Annotated in this window: 20 protein-coding genes; 8 read left to right on the forward strand and 12 right to left on the reverse strand. The window is 69.5% G+C overall.

From position 1 onward, the window contains the following. Window positions 1-36: 36 nt before the first annotated feature. The 3 genes from ACIA58_RS07100 to ACIA58_RS07110 are packed head-to-tail and all read left to right on the forward strand — an operon-like array spanning window position 37 to window position 3,994. A complete protein-coding gene (locus tag ACIA58_RS07100; RefSeq protein ID WP_396402673.1) occupies window positions 37-1,092 on the forward strand; it encodes a glycine betaine/L-proline ABC transporter ATP-binding protein in 1,056 nt (351 codons plus the stop codon). After that, window positions 1,092-3,044, forward strand: a complete 1,953-nt coding sequence (locus ACIA58_RS07105; protein WP_396402674.1) for an ABC transporter permease subunit — start codon at window positions 1,092-1,094, stop codon at window positions 3,042-3,044. The genes ACIA58_RS07100 and ACIA58_RS07105 overlap by 1 nt, the downstream gene beginning before the upstream one ends. After that, a complete protein-coding gene (locus tag ACIA58_RS07110) occupies window positions 3,041-3,994 on the forward strand; it encodes an ABC transporter substrate-binding protein (RefSeq protein ID WP_396402675.1) in 954 nt (317 codons plus the stop codon). The genes ACIA58_RS07105 and ACIA58_RS07110 overlap by 4 nt, the downstream gene beginning before the upstream one ends. On the opposite strand, the gene ACIA58_RS07115 is transcribed toward ACIA58_RS07110, so the two are convergent. After that, on the reverse strand, window positions 3,972-4,226 hold the full coding sequence (locus tag ACIA58_RS07115) for a hypothetical protein (protein WP_396402676.1): 255 nt from the start codon (window positions 4,224-4,226) through the stop codon (window positions 3,972-3,974). The genes ACIA58_RS07110 and ACIA58_RS07115 overlap by 23 nt on opposite strands. Next, the gene (locus ACIA58_RS07120) at window positions 4,223-4,747 is read right to left on the reverse strand and encodes an RNA polymerase sigma factor (RefSeq protein WP_396402677.1); all 525 of its coding nucleotides are present in this window, start codon (window positions 4,745-4,747) and stop codon (window positions 4,223-4,225) included. The genes ACIA58_RS07115 and ACIA58_RS07120 overlap by 4 nt, the downstream gene beginning before the upstream one ends. Window positions 4,748-5,005: 258 nt before the next feature. Between ACIA58_RS07120 and ACIA58_RS07125 the strand changes: the two genes are divergently transcribed. Next, the gene (locus tag ACIA58_RS07125; RefSeq protein ID WP_396402678.1) at window positions 5,006-5,602 is read left to right on the forward strand and encodes a ParA family protein; all 597 of its coding nucleotides are present in this window, start codon (window positions 5,006-5,008) and stop codon (window positions 5,600-5,602) included. 109 nt (window positions 5,603-5,711) lie between these two features. On the opposite strand, the gene ACIA58_RS07130 is transcribed toward ACIA58_RS07125, so the two are convergent. The 5 genes from ACIA58_RS07130 to ACIA58_RS07150 all read right to left on the reverse strand — a co-directional run bounded on the left by ACIA58_RS07130 (window position 5,712) and on the right by ACIA58_RS07150 (window position 9,862). Beyond that, entirely contained in the window at window positions 5,712-6,860 is a 1,149-nt protein-coding gene (locus ACIA58_RS07130; RefSeq protein WP_396402679.1) for an ROK family protein, read from the reverse strand. A gap of 89 nt (window positions 6,861-6,949) precedes the next feature. Beyond that, window positions 6,950-7,102: a hypothetical protein gene (locus tag ACIA58_RS07135; protein ID WP_396402680.1), complete on the reverse strand. Its 153-nt coding sequence runs from the start codon at window positions 7,100-7,102 to the stop codon at window positions 6,950-6,952. Further along, window positions 7,099-7,974: an oxygenase MpaB family protein gene (locus tag ACIA58_RS07140; RefSeq protein WP_396402681.1), complete on the reverse strand. Its 876-nt coding sequence runs from the start codon at window positions 7,972-7,974 to the stop codon at window positions 7,099-7,101. Before ACIA58_RS07140 ends, ACIA58_RS07135 begins: the two co-directional genes overlap by 4 nt. Window positions 7,975-8,017: 43 nt before the next feature. Beyond that, window positions 8,018-8,557 carry a GNAT family N-acetyltransferase gene (locus ACIA58_RS07145; RefSeq protein WP_396402682.1) on the reverse strand — a complete coding sequence of 180 codons (540 nt, stop codon included), beginning with the start codon at window positions 8,555-8,557 and terminating at the stop codon, window positions 8,018-8,020. Between the two features lie 9 nt (window positions 8,558-8,566). Then, window positions 8,567-9,862: an XRE family transcriptional regulator gene (locus ACIA58_RS07150; protein ID WP_396402683.1), complete on the reverse strand. Its 1,296-nt coding sequence runs from the start codon at window positions 9,860-9,862 to the stop codon at window positions 8,567-8,569. A gap of 214 nt (window positions 9,863-10,076) precedes the next feature. Between ACIA58_RS07150 and ACIA58_RS07155 the strand changes: the two genes are divergently transcribed. Both ACIA58_RS07155 and ACIA58_RS07160 read left to right on the forward strand, forming a co-directional pair. Next, window positions 10,077-10,265: a hypothetical protein gene (locus ACIA58_RS07155; protein ID WP_396403339.1), complete on the forward strand. Its 189-nt coding sequence runs from the start codon at window positions 10,077-10,079 to the stop codon at window positions 10,263-10,265. Window positions 10,266-10,720: 455 nt separating this feature from the next. Continuing rightward, window positions 10,721-11,068: a hypothetical protein gene (locus tag ACIA58_RS07160; protein ID WP_396402684.1), complete on the forward strand. Its 348-nt coding sequence runs from the start codon at window positions 10,721-10,723 to the stop codon at window positions 11,066-11,068. On the opposite strand, the gene ACIA58_RS07165 is transcribed toward ACIA58_RS07160, so the two are convergent. Together ACIA58_RS07165 and ACIA58_RS07170 are read right to left on the reverse strand one after the other, a co-directional pair. Continuing rightward, window positions 11,020-12,459: a GNAT family N-acetyltransferase gene (locus tag ACIA58_RS07165; RefSeq protein ID WP_396402685.1), complete on the reverse strand. Its 1,440-nt coding sequence runs from the start codon at window positions 12,457-12,459 to the stop codon at window positions 11,020-11,022. The genes ACIA58_RS07160 and ACIA58_RS07165 overlap by 49 nt on opposite strands. Before the next feature lie 58 nt (window positions 12,460-12,517). Continuing rightward, window positions 12,518-13,972 carry an MDR family MFS transporter gene (locus ACIA58_RS07170; protein ID WP_396402686.1) on the reverse strand — a complete coding sequence of 485 codons (1,455 nt, stop codon included), beginning with the start codon at window positions 13,970-13,972 and terminating at the stop codon, window positions 12,518-12,520. A gap of 192 nt (window positions 13,973-14,164) precedes the next feature. Here ACIA58_RS07170 and ACIA58_RS07175 point away from each other — a divergent pair, with 192 nt between their 5' ends. Further along, entirely contained in the window at window positions 14,165-16,396 is a 2,232-nt protein-coding gene (locus ACIA58_RS07175; protein WP_396403318.1) for an NACHT domain-containing protein, read from the forward strand. Here the strand turns inward: ACIA58_RS07175 and ACIA58_RS07180 are convergent. Then, on the reverse strand, window positions 16,296-17,516 hold the full coding sequence (locus tag ACIA58_RS07180; protein ID WP_396402687.1) for an MFS transporter: 1,221 nt from the start codon (window positions 17,514-17,516) through the stop codon (window positions 16,296-16,298). The genes ACIA58_RS07175 and ACIA58_RS07180 overlap by 101 nt on opposite strands. A gap of 54 nt (window positions 17,517-17,570) precedes the next feature. On the opposite strand from ACIA58_RS07180, the gene ACIA58_RS07185 reads away from it, so the two are divergent. Then, window positions 17,571-18,314 (forward strand): AraC family transcriptional regulator, encoded by a 744-nt coding sequence (locus ACIA58_RS07185; RefSeq protein ID WP_396402688.1) that lies wholly within the window; start codon window positions 17,571-17,573, stop codon window positions 18,312-18,314. Here the strand turns inward: ACIA58_RS07185 and ACIA58_RS07190 are convergent. Together ACIA58_RS07190 and ACIA58_RS07195 are read right to left on the reverse strand one after the other, a co-directional pair. Next, window positions 18,287-18,898, reverse strand: coding sequence for a TetR/AcrR family transcriptional regulator (locus ACIA58_RS07190; RefSeq protein ID WP_396402689.1), 612 nt, complete (start codon window positions 18,896-18,898; stop codon window positions 18,287-18,289). The two genes, ACIA58_RS07185 and ACIA58_RS07190, sit on opposite strands and share 28 nt — an antisense overlap. Further along, window positions 18,891-20,447 (reverse strand): AMP-binding protein, encoded by a 1,557-nt coding sequence (locus tag ACIA58_RS07195; RefSeq protein WP_396402690.1) that lies wholly within the window; start codon window positions 20,445-20,447, stop codon window positions 18,891-18,893. The genes ACIA58_RS07190 and ACIA58_RS07195 overlap by 8 nt, the downstream gene beginning before the upstream one ends. Between the last annotated feature and the right edge of the window lie 12 nt (window positions 20,448-20,459).

Raw genomic sequence — 20,459 nt, forward strand, 5'->3', positions numbered from 1 at the left:
CGCTGTGTCTGCCGGCGGGGATGCGAGGGTTTACCTGTGACCGCTCAGCTCGAGTACCCCGACATCCAGGATTCCGACGCCCTGCTGTCCGTCCAGAACCTGTGGAAAGTGTTCGGCCCCAAGGCGCAGCGCGTCCCCCGCCGCCCCGACCTCGCCGCGCTCGACCGCGCCGCGCTGTACGCGAAGACCGGCTGTACGGCGGCCGTGCGCGACCTCAGCTTCGACGTCGCGCCGGGTGAGGTGTTCGTCGTGATGGGCTTGTCCGGGTCGGGCAAGTCGACCCTGGTCCGCTGCCTCACGCGTTTGATCGAGCCGACCGCCGGCCGTCTGGTCTTCGAGGGTGAGGACCTGCGGGCGGCCGACGAGAAGCGGCTGCGGGCGCTGCGGCGGAGCAAGTTCTCGATGGTCTTCCAGCACTTCGGGCTGCTGCCGCACCGCAAGGTGATCGACAACGTCTCGTACGGGCTGGAGATCCGCGGCGAGAGCAAGCCGGACCGGCGCCGGCGGGCGCAGGAGGTGATCGATCTCGTCGGCCTGGCCGGCAACGAGCACCTGTACCCCGAGCAGCTGTCCGGCGGCATGCAGCAGCGCGTCGGCCTGGCCCGGGCGCTCGCCAACGACCCCGACGTACTGCTCTTCGACGAGCCGTTCTCCGCGCTCGACCCGCTGATCCGGCGCGAGATGCAGACCGAGGTGGTGCGGCTGCACCGCGAGGTCGGCAAGACGATGGTGTTCATCACGCACGACCTGTCCGAGGCGCTCAAGCTCGGCGACCGGATCCTGCTGATGCGTGACGGCGCCGCGGTCCAGCTCGGCACCGGCGACGAGCTGGTCGGTGCGCCCGCCGACGACTACGTGCGCCAGTTCGTCCGCGACGTACCGCGGGCCGACGTGCTCACGCTCCGCTGGATCGTCCGCGACCCGCGGCCGGACGAGCCGCTCGACGGACCGGAGCTCGGCCCGGATGTGTTGGTCCGCGAGGCGACCCGGCTCGTGCTCGAGTCCGACCGCCCGGTCAAGGTCGTCGACGGCGGCACGCTGCTCGGTGTGATCGGCGACGAGGAGATCCTCGCTGTCGTCGCGGACGCCTGATGGCCGCGATCACCAGCAACGTGGAAGTCGAGGTACGCCGACCTCGGCGGAGCGTCGTCGTCGGCGTGCTGATCGTCGCCTGGGTCGCGGCGTACTTCGTTCTCCGCGGGATCGACACGCTCGTCCTCGGTGGTCAGGAGACGACCGCGCTGCACCGCTGGCTGACCGAGCACCGCGACGACGTCAGCCAGGGCAACGTCTTCTTCGACGCGATCCGGATCGCCGTCGACCACTTCGTCGTCCTGCTGGAGAACCTCATCTCCCAGCCGTCGTTCGACCGTCCGGTCCCGGTGATCGGCTGGCTCGGCGTGGTCGCGATCTCGGCGTACTGCGCCTGGGCCTTCGGCAACTGGAAGGTCGCCGTACTGACCGCTGCCGGGCTTGCCTTCGTCGGGCTGCAGGGGTTGTGGCAGGAGAGCATGGACACGCTCTCCCTGACGATCGCGGCCGTGCTGCTGTCGCTGCTGGTCGCGATCCCGCTCGGCATCTGGGCCGGGTTGTCCGACCGCGCGTTCAAGGTCGCGACGCTGGTGCTCGACCTGATGCAGACGCTTCCTACGTTCGTGTACCTCGCGCCGCTGACGCTGTTCTTCGCGATCGGACCGGCCGCGGCGACGATCGCCACCCTGATCTACGCCGCACCGCCCGCGGTCCGGCTGACCGCGCACGCGATCCGCTCGGTGCCGCCGGAGAGCGTGGAAGCCGCGCGTTCGCTCGGGTCGACCCGCGGGCAGACGCTGACCAAGGTGCTGCTGCCGATGTCACGGTCGACCGTTGTCGTCGGCATCAACCAGACGATCATGGCGGCGCTCTCGATGGTGACGGTGGCCGCGCTGATCGATGCGCCCGGTCTCGGTCAGACTGTGCTGAAGGCGCTGCAGACGCTCGACGTCGGTGTCGCGTTCAACGCCGGCCTGGCGATCGTGGTGATCGCGATCGTGCTCGACCGGGTCACGACCGCGGCCGGAGACCGTCCTTGGCGTACGGCGAACCGCCGGCGCCGGCTGCTGCTCGCCGGCGGAGCGGTGGGTGTGCTCGTCGCGGTGTGGTTCTCGCGGACCTACGTCTGGGCGGCCGACTTCCCGTCGCAGGTGAACATCGGATCGCGGATCGCGATCATCGCCTCGGACGTGACCGACTGGATCCAGAACGTCTTCGGCGGATTCACCTACGGTGTGCGCGACGCGGTCACGAACGGCCTGCTGAACCCGCTCGAGGGACTGCTGACGGGATCGCCGTGGTGGCTCGTGACCGTGGTCGTCGTCGCGCTGGCCCTTGTGCTGGGCGGCTGGCGAGGGGCCGTACCGGCGGCGGTGTGCCTGGGCCTGCTGGTGGCGACCGGGGTGTGGCACGACAGTATGGTCACGCTGGCGTCGACGCTGCTCGCGACCGTCGTGGTCGTCGCCGTCGGACTGGCGCTCGGAGTATGGGCCGGGCGCAACAGACGGGTCGACACCTGGATCCGGCCGGTGCTGGACGCGGGGCAGACGATGCCGCCGTTCGTGTACCTGGTGCCGTTCCTGGCGTTGTTCGGCACCAGCCGGTTCACCGCGATCGCGGCCGCGGTGGTGTTCGCCGTGCCGGTGACCACGAAGATCGTTGCTGATGGCATCAGGGCGGTGCCGGTCGCGACGGTGGAGGCGGCGAACTCGGTCGGGTCGAGCAGCTGGCAGGTGATCAGCAAGGTGCAGCTTCCGGTGGCGCGGCGGGCGATCACGCTCGCGGTCAACCAGGGCCTGATCTACGTGCTGTCGATGGTCGTCGTCGGCGGACTGGTCGGCGCGGGTGCGCTGGGCTACGACGTGGCCGCCGGCTTCGCGCAGAGCGAGTTGTACGGCAAGGGGCTGGCCGCCGGGCTGGCTATCGTCCTGCTGGGCGTCATGCTCGACCGCATCACCCAGGCGGCGGCTCGCCGTACCGAGAATTTCACAACAAGAGGAGACAAGCGGTGAACAAGCTCCGGTACGCCGGTGTGCTGACGGCGGTGGCGCTGGCCCTGGCCGGGTGCGGTGGCCAGAAGGTCGGGGAGGACAAGCCGGCCGCCGCGGGGAAGGACTGCGGCACGTTCAACCTGACCGTGAGCCCCTGGGTCGGGTACGAGGCGAACGCCGCCGTGGTGTCCTACGTGGCGACCAAGGACCTCGGCTGCAAGGTGGTGGAGAAGAACCTGAAGGAGGAGATCGCCTGGCAGGGCTTCTCCACCGGCGAGGTCGACGTGAACCTGGAGAACTGGGGCCACGAGGACCTGAAGAAGAAGTACATCACCGGCGACAAGGTCGCCGTCGAGGCCGGATCCACCGGGGTCAAAGGCATCATCGGCTGGTACGTGCCGCCGTGGATGGCCGCGAAGTACCCGGACATCACCGACTGGAAGAACCTGAACAAGTACGCCGCGCTGTTCAAGACGTCGGAGTCCGGCGGCAAGGGGCAGCTGCTCGACGGCGACCCCTCGTACGTGACGAACGACGAGGCGCTGGTGAAGAATCTGGCGCTGAACTACAAGGTCGTGCAGAGCGGCAGCGAGACCGCGCTGATCCAGGCGTTCCGGGACGCGGAGAAGAACAAGAAGCCGCTGCTCGCATACTTCTACGAGCCGCAGTGGTTCTTCAACGAGGTCAAGCTGGTCAAGATCAACCTGCCTGCGTACAAGGCCGGTTGCGACGCCGACCCGGCGAAGGTCGCCTGCGACTACCCGCCGTACGACCTGGACAAGATCGTCTCGAAGAAGTTCGCCGACTCCGGCAGCCCGGCGTACGACCTGGTCAAGAACTTCAAGTGGACGAACGAGGACCAGAACGCCGTGGCCCGGATGATCGCCGTCGACAAGATGACCCCGGACCAGGCCGCGCAGAAGTGGGTCGACCAGAACCAGTCGAAGGTCAACGGCTGGCTGGGGAAGTAATCCGGCACTGGCCGTCGGAACAGTCCCGTTGGAGCCGTCCACGGGACACTGTTTCGATCAGACCGATCACCCAGCAGGTGGGACAGCCGCGGAGCGCGACGAAGCCGAGCGGCAGGAGCAGCAAGCTGATCAGGCCGACGACCGGCACCAGGGCAACCGCTGCGCCCAGGCTGCCGAAGCCGAGGACGCCACGAACGAGATGCCGGGGCACCGAGCTGCTGGCGAAGCTCATGACGGTGCCCCCAAGCTCTCCCGCACGGTGGTCCTGGCCCGATGCAATCGCGACTTCATCGCCGCGACGCTGAGGCCCAGGGCTCTGGCGACCATCGGACCGCTGTAGCCCTGGACGTCCCGGAGGATGAGGACACTGCGCTGGTCCTGCGGCAGGTCGGCGATCGCAGCCGCGACAGCCTGCGCCTCCAGCCGGCGCAGTACGTCGTCCTCCGCGGACGGCGCGGTGGTCTCGGGGACGATGCGGTGCTCACGCAACAGTAGGCGGGCGCGGCGCAGGCACTCGTTCCGGACGATGCGGAACATCCACGACGTCAGCGCGCTGGTCGCACGGAGCATGCCGATCTTCCGGTACAGGATGATCAGCGCCTCCTGCGCGGCGTCTTCGGCGTCCTCCGGTGTGCTGCACAGGCTGTGGGCGAACCGCCGTACCGTCGGGTGGGAGTCGGCGACCAGCGTGGTGAGGGCGTTCAGGTCGCCCTCCCGGGCAGCGCTGATCAGCTGCTCGTCGAGGTCAGCCACGGTTCCTCCGGCGCAGCACGACGACACTGCAGGTGCCGAGCAGCAGCATCACGACGACGGCTGCGATGGTCATGGTGAGGTTCATCCGGGTCTCCTTCATCGATGCGATTCGGGAGTAAGAGGCGGTGGGTCGGCGAAAGGATTCTGGGCTGAAGCGGGCTTGAGCTTGTTCACACGGGCCGGGGGCAACTATCACGATGTGCGAAGGCAACGCCGATGACACGCCGGAAATCGGACAAAACCGGGTAAGTTCTGTTCATGATCATCGTGACAGCTGCACTGAAGGGCGGGGTCGGGAAGACAACCACGTCGGTGTATTTGGCCGCGCTGGCATCTTCCAACCGTCGCACATCCACTCTGATCGACGCCGATCCGCAGGGCAGCGCGGCGGACTGGATCGCGGAGTCCGAGGACGAACAACTCAACCGGATCGAGATCGCGGAGGCGCCGACCGAGCGCCTGCTGAACAAGGCGCTGGACAAGGTGCCGCCGGAAGGCATCGGCATCGTCGACATGCCGCCGTCGCACGAACGCCTGCTGAACAAGGCGCTCGAGCGGGCCCGGATCGTCATCATCCCGACCCGCGTCGGCGGCGTCGAGACACCACGGGTGAAGGCCGTGATGGAGCTGGTCCCGGACGGTGTGCCGGCCGGCCTGGTGATCTGCTCGGCGCGCACGTACACCCGGTCGTACCAGGAGGCCATGCAGCAGTACGCGCAGGAGGGCATCCCGGTCTGGGGCACCATCCCCGAGCGCGTCTCCATCACCGCCGGCCCCACCGGCCCGCTGGCCGGCGACGGCCTCGAGTCGTACAAGAAGGTCTGGCGCAAGATCCTCGCCGCCGCCCGCAGCTGACCCACGGGGCCATTTGAGAGGTTCACCTTGCGGTTGCACCCTTCTCCCCCCGCATGCGAGGGGGGAAGGGGCAAGCTCAGAGGTTCACCGCTGAAATGGACGGAGGGCGTCAGCGGTGGAGAGGCGGTTCGCCGCGGACGTACGAGCGGATCACGGTGGCGGCCGCGCCGCGGGCCCAGTCGTCGAACGTGTGGGAGCGGAGCATGAGACGGCAGTCGCCCGCGGCGCCGAAGGCGTGCTCGGCGAAGGCGCGCCGCATCCGCTCCTCGTAGAGGTCGTACTCCGCGACGCCCTCGCCGGCGATCACCACCAGCTCGGGGCCGACCAGGTTCACCATCGCGGCCAGCGCGGAGCCGATCACCTCGCCGGCCCGGTCGAACGCCTCGCGGGCCTGCTGGTTGCCCTCGTGCGCCAGCTTGACCGCGCCGGGCAGGTCCAGGTCCGCGCGCCCGGTCGTCTCGCGGGTGCGGGCCAGGATCGCGTCCGACGACGCGACCGTCTCCACGCAGCCCCGCCGGCCGCAGGTGCAAACCAGGTCGCCGGGGGCCAGCGGTAGGTGGCCGAGCTCGCCCGAGACGCCGTATGCGCCGGACACGACCTCGCCGTTGATGTAGAGCCCGCACCCGATGCCGGAGCCGATCGTCACCACTGCGAACGAGTCCGCGTTCACCCCGACGCCGAACCAGTGCTCGGCCACGGTCAGCGCGCGTACGTCGTTCGACACCACGATCGGCACGCGCACCCGCTCGCCAAGCAGCTCCGCGACCGGTACGCCGCGCCAGCCCATCAGCGGCGAGTCCCGCACCACGCCGTGGGCGGCGTCGACGTCACCCGATACGGCGATGCCGATACCGGCGAGCGGACCAGCCACCGCCGTACCGGACTTCAGTGAGCCGATGAGCGCCTTCACGTGGGCGGCGAGGCGGTCGATCACCACCTCGGGGGCAGTGTCGTCGAGCTCTTCGTGCCGGATGTTCAGGATGCCCGCGGTGAAGTCCGTCGTCACGCCGATCAGGCTCGTGGGCGTGATCTTCACCCCGATCACCGAGACGCTGCTCGGTACGACGGTCAGCGGGCTCACAGGCCGCCCGATACCGAGCTGACTGTCGCCCTCGACCGGAGCGGCCGCCTGGTCGGTCACGAACCCGGAGTCGATCAGCGGCGCGACCGCCTTCGTCACCGCCGCCTGCGACAGCCCCGTCCGGCGCGCGATCTCCACCCGCGGGATCGGCCCCTGAGTCAGAATCCTGGTCAGCACCTCAACTCCCGCCGGCGTAGCCAGGGGAAGAGGACGATGAGGACGCAGCGGCACGAGAACAACCTAGAGGATGTCTGGACTTCCTGCGCCTACTGCGCGGCGCTCGGCGGGCACAGCGCCGCGTTGGAGGGCGAGGCACGGAGAACCCCACTCCGTGCCTCGCCCTCCGCCTTGCGCTGCACTCCGCCGAGCACCTGCTCGCTACGGCGCAGGAAGCCCAGACAACCTCGCCGGCGCGTCATACCTCTGCGCCGCTTTCTGACAGTGTTGGTGACGCGAGAGCCCAGCGGATGGTTCTGGTGAGGCCGTCTCCCGCGGCTCGTACGACGGTCTGCTCGGCCAGCGGGACGTACGGGAGCCGGAGCGGCAGTCTGGTCCACCAGGGGAGCAGCCCGACCGCAGCAGCCGTGAGTACGCCGTACGCCGGGCGGGCTGCCCACGGGACGGGCGGGTGCACCAGCATGAACCGGGCCGCCTGCCGAGCCTCCGTCGTACCGCGTAGCTCGGGCTGGTACTCCCTCAGCAGCTGCCGCAGCTCGGCCACCGTCGTCGGCGGGTCGATCACGCCTAGCTTGCGGGCCACGAGAGCGGCGTCCTCGACGTACAGGTCCTGCTCGGCGGCGTCGAGCGGATGGGCGCCGTACCGCTGGTGGGCGGCGAGGAAGCTGTCCACCTCGGCCACGTGCACCCACTTGAGCAGGTGCGGGTCGGACGCCCGGTACTTCACCCCGTCCGGGCTGGTGCCGCGGACCCGCTCGTGCACGGCCTTGACGTGCTCGATCGCCTCCTCAGCCGCCGGGATCGCGCCGTACGTCGTGATGGCGAGGAAGTAGCTGGTACGCCGCAGGCGGCCCCATGGATCGCCGCGGTAGCCGGAGTGGGCCGCTACCGCCGCCATGGCCAGCGGGTGCAGGGACTGCAGCAGAAGCGCCCGCAGACCGCCGGCGAACATCGAGGCGTCGCCGTGCACCCGGCGGATCGGCCGGTCCGGCGCGAACCAGCGCGGCCCGGCCGTGTTGTGCACCCGGTCGCGCTCAGCATGCGGGTCCGGTCCGGCAACCTTCGTCAGGATCATCCGGGCCAGACCGTCCCGCAGTGGGTTCAACACAGCCATGCGACCAGTCTCCCCACCACGCCAAGCCCACTGACGAACGAGGTCAACCCCGCGGTGAGTACTCGCCTTGGAGGAGGGAGTAGAGCAGGGAGTCGCGCCAGCCGCCGTTGGTGAAGACGTGGTCGCGCAAGTGGCCCTCGTAGGTGAAGCCGAGGCGCTTCACCACCGCGATCGAGGCTTCGTTCTCCGGGCCGATCGCGGCGGTCACCCGGTGCCGTCCGAGGTCGGTGAAGGCGAACCGGAGCAGCACCCGGGCGGCGTCCGTCGCGTAGCCGCGCCCCCAGTGGTCCGCGCCGATCGCGTAGCCGAGCTTGGCGCCCCAGGCGCCGCTGGGTGCGATCCGCGCGAACCCGATCACATGGTCGTCGTCCGGACGGGTGACGGCGAGCATGTAATCGGGGCGGTCCTGCTGGGCGGACCGCTGGACGATGCCGGCCAGATTCTGCTCGGCCTTCGCCCGGTCGTAGCTGTCGAACGCCATCCACGTGGTGACACGATCGTCACCCGCGATGGCCAGGTAGTCGTCGAGATCGGTGGTCCGGAATTCACGCAGTGTGGTCAGCTCGCCGCTGAGCGGGTCCATTCGCGCAGGCTACCGGGGGTACGTCTGCATCGGGGTCCGGGTAAAGGTCTCGATCTCCTCCTGCAGCTCCCGGGCGTCGTCGGCTCGCCCGGACTGCCGCAGCGCCTGGTGGACCCGGCGGGCCGAGTGCACCACGCCGTTGATCCGGCGCTCGGTCGGCAGCGTCAGCACCGGTGCCAGCGCATCCGCTGCGCCGTCCAGCTCACCACTCGCGATCCGGGTGATCGCCATCGCCGCGTGGCTGCCGGCGGCGTCGCCGAAGGCCCACTCCGGGTGGTTCTGGTCGGTGTACGCGTCGACGGCCTGGCTGGAGTACCGCTGCGCCTGCTCGACCTCACCGGGCAGCTGGGCGAGGGCGTCGGCGGCGTAGTACAGCTGGCGGTTGCGGCCGAACGTGCACAGGCCGCCCATGTCGTCCAGGTCGTCGTTGTGGACCGAGTTCCACGCCTCTTCGGCCCGCTCGAGCGCGGCCCGGGTGGCCTCGGGGTTGCCGAGCGCGGCCCAGGCGCGGGCCTCGCTGACCGGCAGCCAGACGCTGGTGGTGCTGTTGGCCTGCTCGGCGTATCCGGCGCCGAGCTGCGCGTACCGCACCGAGTCGTGTGGGTTGCCGGCCCAGTAGGAGACCAGGGACTGCAGGCCCCGCACCCAGGCGCGCAGGCCGTGGTGGTCGGCGTTGTCCGCGCACATGAACGCGGTCCGCGCCTGGGTCAGGGCGGCGTGGGGGTTGCCGAGGTCGTGGGAGGCCTTGGCGAGCAGGCCGCCGGTGACGCCGGCCAGGAAGTACAGCTGTCGGTGGTTCTCCGGGCGCTGGCGGCTCTCCAGCAGGCCGAACACCAGGTCCTGCGTCTCGACCAGTTGGCCGAGGATCTCCGGCAGTGGGCGCTGTGGGTACGCCTGGGCGGCATGGCGCACGTCGTCGTACACCTGTTCCATGGCCTCGCTTCCGAGGCCGGACTGGGCCGCGAGGGCAAATGCCCTCGCGCGGCTGGCAGCCATGTCGAGAACCTCCATCTCGTTACCTGTCGTGATCCGTCCACTCGCGGCAGGTGCCGGCACCACCTGGGCGGCCTGTTCGGGCACATACGGCGCGAGGAGCTCCTCGACCGGCTTGCCGAACATGCGTTGCAGGGTGCGCCGGGTCTGAGGAGTGGTCCCTGCGCGCTCGCCCGATGCGAGCCGACGCAGGTGCCGCTCGGTGATGGTTCCACCCAGCTCGACGAACTCGGCGACGATCTCGGAGTAGGTCTGGTTCCGGCGCTGGATCAGGTGCGCCAGGACCGTCTTTGGCGCGTACCTACCCGCCATCGTTCCTCCCGTTCACGTCAGTACAGACGTTGTCTCGACTCATGCCCCACGACAAGGTGCTGTCCCCCAGATGTCCGTCAGAGGACCGGAAGAGGTCCGGCAAAGGTCCGGTTCAGGTCCTAGAGCGGTCACGGTGGGCTCGTGCACCATTACTGCCATGACAACCAGTAAGTCCAACTGGTTGCAAGGCCTGAGAGTTACGGGGTGAGAGGTAGTGAGCATCGCGGAAGTGACGTCGAGACAGCACCGGCGCAGAGTTCGCGTCTGGTTCGGCGAGCACGTGATCGCGCAGTACGTCGCGGAGGCGCCGCTGGCGTCCCGTTACGAGCAGGCAATGCGGCGCCGTTTCGCCGGCCTGAAGGTCACCAACGACCTGCTCGGCCCGCTCGACTCCACCGACTGAAACACCCGTAGTAGCCGCACCACCTTGAGGCGTCCGGGTCCTCCTCAGACCCGGTCCGCTGCGCCCTGGGGTCTCCTCACGCTCAGGGGCAGCACACGGAAGGTCCGGGGCACTCCTCAGCTCCCGGACGAAACCCGAGGTGCGGTCCGGAGCACTCCTCAGCCCCGGACCGCACCGCCCTCCCGAAACCCGGCTGGGCTTGGCGGTTGAGTCCCTGTATCGCCGCCGCCCAGCCGTTCCAACCACCTCCTGGCCGACACCTCGGGCCAGGCAGGGCCGAGTGTCCTGGGCGGTAGGACACCGGAGGCCCCCGTCACCTCACCGGGAGCCTCCCCCTGAGGTGGCCGGCTCCGAGTGTGACCGCCGCGCCTGGGCGGTCACACTCGGAGCCCCTAGCCGAGGTTGCGGGGCAGCCGCCTGAGCACGTCGACGGTGGCAGGTACTCCTCGTCGCTGATGCCGGTGGTGATCTTCCGCCGCTGCGCCTGGACCTTGGTGTCCAGTGCCGCCAGCGTGCGCTCGCCGGCCTCGGTCAGCTCGTCGCCGGTCAGCCATCTGCGCTCGACCAACGGATTCGTCACTGCGGCGGGCTCGGTCGCACTGTCGCTGAGGAAGGGCGACAGTGCGACCGCGATCGTCTGCGAGCCGGCGGCCGTCGTACCAACCTGGTTCGTGGCGGCGATGGATGACTGGACGGACGACGAACGAAACGTGTTCGCGGACCTGCTGGGCCGGTTCGTGACCGCGCTGGACCGCTACATGTCCGCTTCGGGTCCGCGGCAGGCGCGCTGCAGGTCGGCGTAGATCCCTTCCGGGTCGTGCAGGATCCGCATCCCGTCGCTGACCACGCGCCGGGTGCCTGCGTCGACCGGGTCGACGTTCGCCCAGGCCGTGGCCGTGACGCCCAGCTCGATCTCGAGGCCGGACGCCCGCGCGATCCGGACCTCGGTCAAGTACGGTCCCCACTGCTGCCGGCGTACGACGGAGACGGCGCCGAAGGCCTTCAGCCAGTCGTCGTCCGCCAGATACTTCTCCGGTACGTCGGTCAGCAGGACGAGGTCGACGTCCGACGTCATCCGGGCCGCATCACGCGCCCACGATCCGACCATCGCCAGCCCGCGGACGTCGGGCCGGCCCTCCGCCCACCGGATCGCGGCGGCCAGTACGTCGTCCACCTCCTGCCGCCGCACCGATCGGTCGGCGACGTAGACGGCGAACGGCGCATCAGGCTGGACGTCGGGTGAACCTTCGGGCCAGCCTTCCGCGAGGATCTCACCGGCGTACCGCATCCCGAGGCGCTTCATGACCGCCTGGGACGCCGTGTTGACGCGCTCGGTCAGGGCGATCACGGCCTGGGCGCCGAGCGTGCTGAAGGCGAAGTCCAGTCCGGCGCGGCCGATCTCGCCCGCCAGTCCGCGTCCGCGCGCCGACTCCTTCAACGCCCAGCCGAGCTCAAGACGGTCTGCCGCCCACTCCGGTCCGACCAGCCCCGCGATGGCCGCGGCTGTCGGTGAGTCGGCCGGGATCCGCGACAGCCCGCCCCGACCGGCCAACTCTCCGGTCAGCTCGTACGCGATCCACTTGCCTGCGGAGTCGCGCTCCCAGCCCGCCTGGATCCTCGCGACCTGGGCGGCAGCATCGTCCTCCGACCAGTGGGCGTCGTACCAGCGGGCCACCCACGGATCAGCGAACACCTCCGCGAGGTCCGCTGCATGTCCGGGCAGGACACCGTTGGGTCCGGTGATCGGCTCCAGCCGGAGGCGTTCGGTGTACCTGGTCCGGACGGCATGTGCGACCAGGTCACGGAGTCGGCGGTCGCCGTCGGTCCGGTTCACCATCAACAGGTCCAGGTCGTCCGGGCCGGCCCACGCGGACGCGTCGTGCTTGCCGGCTTCCAGACGCGGTCGGCTCAGGTCTCCATCGACGGTGACGAGGTAGTCGACCTCCCGCCGCACGCGGCCCTCCCACTCCCATTCCCAGTCCGCGACGGTCCAGAGGATGTCGCGGACCTTCCAGCCCGTCTCCTCCTCGACCTCCCGCGCCAGCGCCTGCTCCGGCGTCTCAGCTGGCTCCAGATGCCCGCCGACGATGTCCCAGATCCCAGGCAGCAACCGCCGCTGTTCCGTACGCCGCTGCAGATAGACGCGATGCTGCTCGTCCCGGATCAGTGCACCCACACAGTCGACCGCACGCATGCACCCAACCTAGGACAGCCGCCGTGGCGCCTCGAACGATTTAGCGGCAGCTGGTGGGTCAGGCGTTCGAGAGCGGGCGTTCGGTGATGCGGTTGGGCATGAAGGCTACGGCGGCGACGAGGAGTACGGCGGCGATCGCGGCGCCGTAGTAGACGTCGTGGATCGCAGGGGCGAGTACGCTGCTCGGCAGCTTCTCGAGGTCCTCGTGGTCGCCGCCGAGACGCGCGGCCACCACACCGTTGGCCACGGCGCCGAAGACGGCCACGCCGACCGCGCTGCCGACCGAGCGGGAGAACATGTTGGCGCCGGTCACCACGCCGCGCGTCCGCCAGTCCACCGAGGACTGTGCGGCCACGACCGAAGGTGACGCGGAGAAGCCCAGGCCCACGCCGATCACGAAGCACGCCGCGGCCAGGTGGAGTACCGAGCTGCCGGCTCCGACGGTGAGCAGCAGCCCGGCCCCGAGGACGACGATGATCGAGCCCATCAGCATCGTGGTGCGGAATCCGACCCGCAGATAGATGCGCCCGGCGAACGACGCGGCGATCGGCCAGCCCAGCGTCATCGCGGCCAGCGTGAATCCGGCGACGAGAGCCGACGTACCGAGCACACTCTGCGCGAACAGCGGGACGTACGTCGACAGCCCGATCATCAGCAACCCGATCAGCAAGGCGGCCGAGTTCGCCGAGTTGAGCACCCGCTGCCCGAGCACCCACAGCGGCAGGATCGGCTCGGCGGCACGGCGCTCGACCAGGACGAACGTCGTCAGCAGCGTGACCGCCGCCGCCAGGATCACGATGCTCGCCGTCGAGTCCCAGTCCCACATCACGCCGCCCTCGAGCAGCCCGAGCAACAGCAGCGAACCGCCGACCGCGAGCAGGATCCCGCCGGCGTAGTCGATCTGGTGGCTGGTCTTGTCCGCGACCTTCTCCTGGAACCGGCGGACCAGCACCCAGGCGGCCGCCATCCCGAGCGGGATGTTCACGAAGAAGATCCACCGCCAGGAGATGTAGTCCGAGAACACGCCGCCCAGCGTCGGCCCGACGAACGACGAGATGCCCCAGACGCTGGCGATGTAGCCCTGCACCTTGGCGCGCTCCGCGACCGTGTAGATGTCGCCGACGATCGTCATCCCGATCGGCTGGATCGCCCCCGCGCCGAGCCCCTGGACCAGCCGGAAGGCGATCAGGGCCGGCATGCTCCACGCGAAGCCGCAGAGCACCGAGCCGAGCAGGAACAGCCCGACCCCGAGCAGCATGATCGGCTTCCGCCCGCGCTGGTCGGCGAGCTTGCCGTAGATCGGCACCGACACCGCCTGCGCGAGCAGGTAGATCGAGAACAACCAGGGGAACTGCGTGAACCCGCCGAGGTCGTCGACGACCGACGGTACGGCGGTCGCCAGGATCGTCGCGTCGATCGCGACCAGCCCGACGCTCAGCATCACCGCCAGCAGGATCGGCCCTCGCTCCGAGCGAAGCCCCACGCTCGCCCGGTCGATCCGCTGTGTAGTCATCGCCGGTCCCCCGCCTCGCTCGGAACCCACAATGACCGGCGTCGCCGTGCTGTTTGGTTCACTCGCTGCGCTCGCTCACGCTGGTCAATGTATGTGAACCGACAACAATTCCCCACGCGCTGATCGCCTGCTGGACGACGCGCGCAGCCCGGGTCGGTGGGCTCACGGACCGTTACGCTCCCGGGGGTGAGGATGAGGGACGGCCTGGTGCGAGCCGTCGTGCTCGTGGTGACCGTCTCGCTCACGCTGGTGCTGCTGCCGATCGCGATCAACGTCGGCACCGGCGGGACCGCGCCGGCTGTCCTCGAGCCGTACGTCGGCCTGGCGTGGCCGCTGATCGGGGTCCTGTGGGCGGCGGCGATCGTCACCGCGCTCATCGAGGTCCGCAGCCGTCGGCTCCCGGTCGTCTCCAGCCGCAGCGCCGACCAGCCCCGCAACCGCCCGAACGCCCTGGCGCGCATCGACCGCTACCTGACCGAGCGCCGGGCCGGCTCGCTCGCCTCGCGGACTCGCATCGCCCTGGCTCTGGACGAGCAGCCGGACGCGGTGGTGCGTCCGTACGACCTGCTTGTGCAGCCGCTCGACAGCGCGCCCAGGCGAGTCCCGAACGCGGCGGACATCGCGAACGTCTTCGACGAGCTCCAGGACTCCATGCTCATCCTCGGCGCACCCGGCGCCGGCAAGACCACACTGCTGCTGGAGCTCGCCCGCAACCTCTCTGAGCAAGCACACGCCGACGAGAGCCTGCCGATACCGGTCCTGGTCGATCTGGCCGGCTGGACCGCGCAGTCACCCCACCGCCGCGACGACGACCCGGCCGACAGCGCACTGCTCGCCGGCTTCGTCCGCTGGCTGCTGTACGAGCTCAGCGACCGCTACGGCATCCCTGCACCCGTCGGGCGCACCTGGTTGCGCAACGGTCGTTTGGCGCTCCTGCTCGACGGTCTCGACGAGATCAACGAGCCTGACCGTGCCAAGCTCGCGCCGGTCCTGGAAGAGCTTCGTCGCAACTACCTGATCGGCCCGGTCGCAGTCACCTGCCGCACACACGACTATGAGCGCCTGCCCGACCAACTCAAGCTCTACGGCGCAGTACACATCAGGCCGCTCACGAGACAACAGGTCCTCGACTACTTCGCCGCTGTCGGCTCAGCGCTGGACGGTGCGCGTGCAGCGATCGAGCAGGACGACGAGCTCTGGGACCTGGTCAACTCGCCGCTGATGCTCAGCGTGATGATCCTGGCGTACCGGGGCCGAGCGCCTCAGGACGTCCTCGCCGGTGGAGTCGCGGACCAGCGGCGTGAGCTCTTCGACACCTACATCTGCGAGGTCCTCGCCCGGAACCGCAAGACCGCGAGGCAGTACGACTCCAAGACCGCAGTACGGCGCCTGTGGTGTCTGGCGTGGTGGACCCGCAGCCGTGCGGGCGACCGCACCGCCGTACCGCGGTGGATGACGACCACCGGCTGGTTCGGACTGTCCCTGCCGGAAGTGGACTACCTGACGCATGCGCTCTGTCTACCGGCTCTGTTCGCTGCGCTCAGTGTGGGCGCGACGCTGGTCATGATTGCGCAGTACGGCGCACTCGCCGGGCTGGCCGTTGCCGGAGCCACCCTCCTGCTGGTCCACGTCAGACCGCACCCGTGGCAGCGGATCGACGGGACCACGCGGCGCCGAGGACTGCTCATCGCGCTGGTGGTGCTGCCAAGCACAGCGGTGACCGTCCTGGTGACAGTGGCCGCGTTGGGTCTGGTCGAACTATTCACTGCCAAGGTTGCGCTCACTGTTGAGGCCATCGTGATCGCAGCGTCGTACGGCGTCGAGTTCGTCATCTTCCACGACAACTCGCGCCGCCTGCTGCTCGGTCTGCGACTGGTTGTGGTTGTAGCGGCTGGCTGGATCGCACTGAGCCTCGGGGACGCCACCTCCTTCGCCAGCGGGGTGGCGATCGGGCTGCTCGTTGCGCAGGGCATCCGGATGGTGAAGGCGCTGCCCACCGACCACTTGCCCGCCACACCTGACAAGGGCTGGCGGATGGACCCGTGGGTCGCCGGTGGTGCGGTGGCTGCATTCGTCGTGGCCGTGGCCCTTGGAGCGGACCTGGCGTCGCCACTACTCGAAGCGGTCGTCGGCGTGCTGGTCGGCACGGTCGCCGCGAAGCCCTGGCGGCGCCGGCCACCTGTCCTGGCCGGACCGCTTTCCCGACTGCTCCACGACTCGCTGCTCCGCTGGACCGGGTACCTGCCGTGGCACCGTGGCGCCTTCCTCCGGTACGCCGCTGACCGCTACGTGCTCGCCCGCACCGGACGGGGTGAGTACGCGTTCATCCACCTGCTCGTTCGCGATCACCTGGCCGAATGCGCCCCGGACGAGCTCGCGGCGAAGGTCGACCGCCGGATCGCTGAGCGCGCTGCCCGTCGCTGACCGGCTCCGGGATCGCGTAGCCGATCAGGCTGCAGCAGAGCACCAGTGCGATCAAGGTGCTCAGTGCGAGTTGCAGCGACGTCCGTTCGGCGATCGTGCCGAGGACCGGGGTGGCCACGCCGCCGATGCTGACGGCGAGCCCGAGGGTCATCCCGCCCGCCGTACCGACGCGTCCCGGGAGGAAGTCCTGCCCGAGCGTCACGTGTAGCGAGAACGGGATCGACATCGCGATCGCGGTCACCGCAAGGAATCCGAAGAACGCCGGGCCGGGGACGAACACCAGGCAGGCGATCGCGGGTACTGCGACGGCGTACGACGTGCGCAGTGTGCGGACGCGCCCGTACCGGGTGGCGAGCCGGCCACCGATCAAGGTGCCGAGCGCGCCCGCGGCAAAGAGGATGAAGAGCGCGAGGCCGCCGGTCGTGGTGCCGCCGCCGACGCGCTGGCCGGCGTACAGCGCGATGAAGGTGCCGAGGCCGACGAACACGATCGACCGGCAGATCATGATCGCCGACAACCGCAGGAACGATCGCCAATCGTCGGCGCCTGCGACCCGGGCGCGGGTGACCGCGTCGGTGACGCGGGAGCGGATCGCCCAGGAGGTGATGGCAGCGCCGAAGAGCGCGGGTACGACGAGCACCGGGGTCAGCGAGAGGCCGCCGGCCGCGATGATCGGGGTGACCAGGACCGGCGCGAGGGCGAAGCCGACGTTCCCGCCGACCGAGAACCAGCTCATGCCGACATGACTGCCGCCGCTCACGACGCGGGCCATCCGCGCGGCCTCCGGGTGGTACGCCGCGACGCCGAGCCCGGACAGTGCGGCCGCGAGCCAGCTCAGCAGGTAGGTGTGACCGACCCCGATGAGGGCGATGCCGAGGCCGGCGGTGGTCATCGCGACCGGGATCAGCCAGGTCAGTGGGCGCCGGTCGGTGAGGACGCCGAACACCGGCTGGACGACCGAGGAGAGCAGGGTCGCCGCCAAGGTGATGCCGGACACCGCGACGTACCCGAGGCCGCGGTCGGCGACGAGGAACGGCACAAGCGCGGGCACGCTGCCCTGGTAGACGTCCACGCAGGCGTGGCCGGTCGCCATCAGTCCGATCGGTCGAAGTCTCCGCACCACTCGATCGTCGGGCGCGGGTGGGTTGTCCGGCTTCCGATAAAATGCCAACCTATGCCGGAAACCCGCCAACGTCCCGCGACCACCGGCCACCGCCCGATCGAGGCCGGCGGCGGCATCGAGGCGCACTGGCACGACCGTCACCAGATCGTGTACGCCGGCCGCGGCGTCCTGTCCGTCACTACCGACGCCGGCAGGTGGGTCGTCCCCGGCACCCTGGCGATCTGGATCCCCGCCGGCACCCTCCACCAACACCGCGCCTACGGCGAAACCACCCTCCACACAGTCGGCCTGCAACAAAACCCACTGAAGTTGGACACCCCATCAGCCCTTGGAGTCAGCCCACTCCTCAGAGAACTGATCCTCACCTACACCTCTGCCGAGGCCGAAGCAGGCGGAGCCGATCCGGCGGAGCGAGGGCGGTTGCTGGGGGTCTTGCTGGATCAGTTGCGGCGGTCGCATGAGCGGCCTACTTATCTGCCGACGGCACAGGACCCCCGGCTGCTGGCTGTGTGCGAGTTGTTGACGGCGGAGCCCGCGGACGGGAGGACGTTGACCGAGTTGGGGCGGGAGGTGGGGGCTAGTGAGCGGACTCTCAGCAGGTTGAGCCGGGCCGAGCTGGGCATGAGCTTCCCGCAGTGGCGGACTCAGCTCAGGCTGCACGAGGCGCTGAGGCTACTTGCGGAGGGGGAGTCGGTGACTCGGGTGGCGCACAGCACCGGCTGGGCATCGGCCAGTGCGTTCATCGACACGTTCCGGCGCGCGTTCGGTCACACGCCAGGCTCGCGCAGAGCCTGATCGAGGATCCGGCTCCACTGGCGCACGATCCCGCGCCGTCGCGCACTGTCATCCGTCAGCAGGTCAGCCAGCCCGAGCCCGCGCGCCATGTCCAGCACCCCTTGCACGGTCTCCCTCACCCCGGGCGTCCGCTCGTTCACCTCCAGCACCTCCAGCAAGGCCCGGTGCGCCTGCCGCCCGACATGCGACTCCAGCCGCACGATCTGCCGCCGCAGCGCGTCCTCGGTCGACGCCGCCACCCACAGGTGCAACGCGGCCCGGAACAACGGCCCGGTGTACACGTCCGCCAGCATCCCAACGATCGCCTCGGTCCGCCCGGCGCCACTCGGCAGTCCAGCGGCCTGCGCGCGAATCTCCGCCAACCGCACCTCGGTCATGTACTCGACCGCGGCCGCAAACAGATCCGCCCGCGTGGGGAAGTGATGCTGCGCGGCCCCCCGCGAAACCCCGGCCCGGGTCGCCACGACACTCACCGTCGTCGCGGCGTACCCGACCTCGGCCAGCGACTCGACCGCCGCCTCCAGCAACCGCTGCCGCGTCGCCCGCGAGCGGTCCTGTTGCGGTGCCTTGAGCACCTCACTCACGCGCGGCCTCGCGAGCACGCAGTTCCCGCCGCAGGATCTTCCCCGACGCCGCCTTCGGCACCGCGTCGATGAACTCCACCTGCCGGACCTTCTTGTACGGCGCCACCCGCGTGGCGACGTACTCCATCACGTCTGCCTCGGTCAGCGACACCCCCGGCATCGGCACCACGAACGCCTTCGGCACTTCGTTGCCATCGGCATTGACTCCGATCACCGCCGCGTCCGCGATCCGGTCGTCGGTGAGCAGCACCGCCTCGAGCTCGGCCGGCGGCACCTGGTACCCGTGGTACTTGATCAGCTCCTTGACCCGGTCGATGACGAACAGGTAGCCACGCGCGTCCACCCGCCCGATGTCCCCGGTGTGCAGCCAGCCGTCCGGGTCGACGGTCGCGTCGGTATCGGCCGGCCGGCCGAGGTACCCCTTCATCACCTGCGGCCCGCGGATCCAGATCTCGCCCTCGTCCGCATCGTTGCCATCGGCACCGACCAGCCGCATCTCGGTCGACGGGAACAGCTTGCCCACGGCACCGGGCGGCGGCTCCGGGTCGTCCTGCGGTACGACGTGCGTCCCCGGTGACAGCTCCGTCATCCCGTACGCCTGGAGTACGGCGTGCAGCCCGAGCCGCTTCGCGCAGGCCTCGGCCAGCTCACCGTCCAGCGGCGCGGCCGCCGACGTCACCCACTTCAGGTGCGACAGGTCCACCCCGTCGACCGCCGGGTGCTTGGCCAGCGCCAGGACGACGGGCGGTGCCACGAACGCGCGGGTGATCCGGTGCTTCTCCAGCGTGGTCAGGAACTGCTGCAGATCGAACTTCGGCAGTACGACGACCGTCGCGCCGAGCCGGAGCGGCAGGTTCATCAGCACCGACAGCCCGTAGATGTGGAAGAACGGCAGGATCGCGATGATCCGCTCACCGTCCTCCATGTCGAACATCGACTCGGCCTGGTGGATGTTGGTCGCGATGTTCCGGTGCGTCAGCATCACGCCCTTGGCCGCGCCCGTCGTACCGCTGGAGTACGGCAGTACGGCGACGTCCTCGACCGGGTCGATCGCTACGACCGGCTCCGGAGCCGTGGACGCGACCAGTTCCAGCACCGACCGGTACCCCTCGGCCTGGTCGCAGACGAAGATCTCCGAGACGTCCGTACCCTCGACCGCCGCGGTCGCGACCGGCAGGAAGAGCGAGATCGTCACCAGCAACTTCGCCTTCGAGTCGATCAACTGCTTGTGCAGCTCGTCCGCGGTGTAGAGCGCGTTCACCGTCGTCACGGTGGCGCCGGCACGGGTAGCGCCGTAGAACACGACCGGGTACAGGATCGTGTTCGGGCTGTAGAGCGCGATCACGTCACCGTGCCGGATCCCGAGCTCGGCCAGCCCGGCCGCGAACCGACGGGTCATGTGGTCCAGTTGGGCGTAGCTGAGCTCTTTGCCGGTGACTCCGTCGATCATCGCCGGCCGGTCGCCGTACTCCTGGGCTCTGCCGAGAACGGCGTCGTGGATCGGTACGTCGAGCACCTCGACCGGCGGGAACTCGCTGGTGATGATCATTGCCCCACTCCT

The organism is Kribbella sp. NPDC051586, assembly GCF_044453965.1.
GTDB lineage: Bacteria > Actinomycetota > Actinomycetes > Propionibacteriales > Kribbellaceae > Kribbella.

What these genes read in the sequence shown, in the direction of transcription:
- ACIA58_RS07185 (WP_396402688.1), top strand. Translation starts at nt 17,571, where the DNA reads ATGCCGGAAACCCGCCAACGTCCCGCGACCACCGGCCACCGCCCGATC.
- ACIA58_RS07105 (WP_396402674.1), top strand. Translation starts at nt 1,092, where the DNA reads ATGGCCGCGATCACCAGCAACGTGGAAGTCGAGGTACGCCGACCTCGG.
- ACIA58_RS07175 (WP_396403318.1), top strand. Translation starts at nt 14,165, where the DNA reads ATGAGGGACGGCCTGGTGCGAGCCGTCGTGCTCGTGGTGACCGTCTCG.
- ACIA58_RS07115 (WP_396402676.1), bottom strand. Translation starts at nt 4,226, where the DNA reads ATGAGCTTCGCCAGCAGCTCGGTGCCCCGGCATCTCGTTCGTGGCGTC.
- ACIA58_RS07195 (WP_396402690.1), bottom strand. Translation starts at nt 20,447, where the DNA reads ATGATCATCACCAGCGAGTTCCCGCCGGTCGAGGTGCTCGACGTACCG.
- ACIA58_RS07165 (WP_396402685.1), bottom strand. Translation starts at nt 12,459, where the DNA reads ATGCGTGCGGTCGACTGTGTGGGTGCACTGATCCGGGACGAGCAGCAT.
- ACIA58_RS07140 (WP_396402681.1), bottom strand. Translation starts at nt 7,974, where the DNA reads ATGGCTGTGTTGAACCCACTGCGGGACGGTCTGGCCCGGATGATCCTG.
- ACIA58_RS07125 (WP_396402678.1), top strand. Translation starts at nt 5,006, where the DNA reads ATGATCATCGTGACAGCTGCACTGAAGGGCGGGGTCGGGAAGACAACC.
- ACIA58_RS07135 (WP_396402680.1), bottom strand. Translation starts at nt 7,102, where the DNA reads ATGACGCGCCGGCGAGGTTGTCTGGGCTTCCTGCGCCGTAGCGAGCAG.
- ACIA58_RS07170 (WP_396402686.1), bottom strand. Translation starts at nt 13,972, where the DNA reads ATGACTACACAGCGGATCGACCGGGCGAGCGTGGGGCTTCGCTCGGAG.
- ACIA58_RS07150 (WP_396402683.1), bottom strand. Translation starts at nt 9,862, where the DNA reads ATGGCGGGTAGGTACGCGCCAAAGACGGTCCTGGCGCACCTGATCCAG.
- ACIA58_RS07145 (WP_396402682.1), bottom strand. Translation starts at nt 8,557, where the DNA reads ATGGACCCGCTCAGCGGCGAGCTGACCACACTGCGTGAATTCCGGACC.
- ACIA58_RS07160 (WP_396402684.1), top strand. Translation starts at nt 10,721, where the DNA reads ATGCCGGTGGTGATCTTCCGCCGCTGCGCCTGGACCTTGGTGTCCAGT.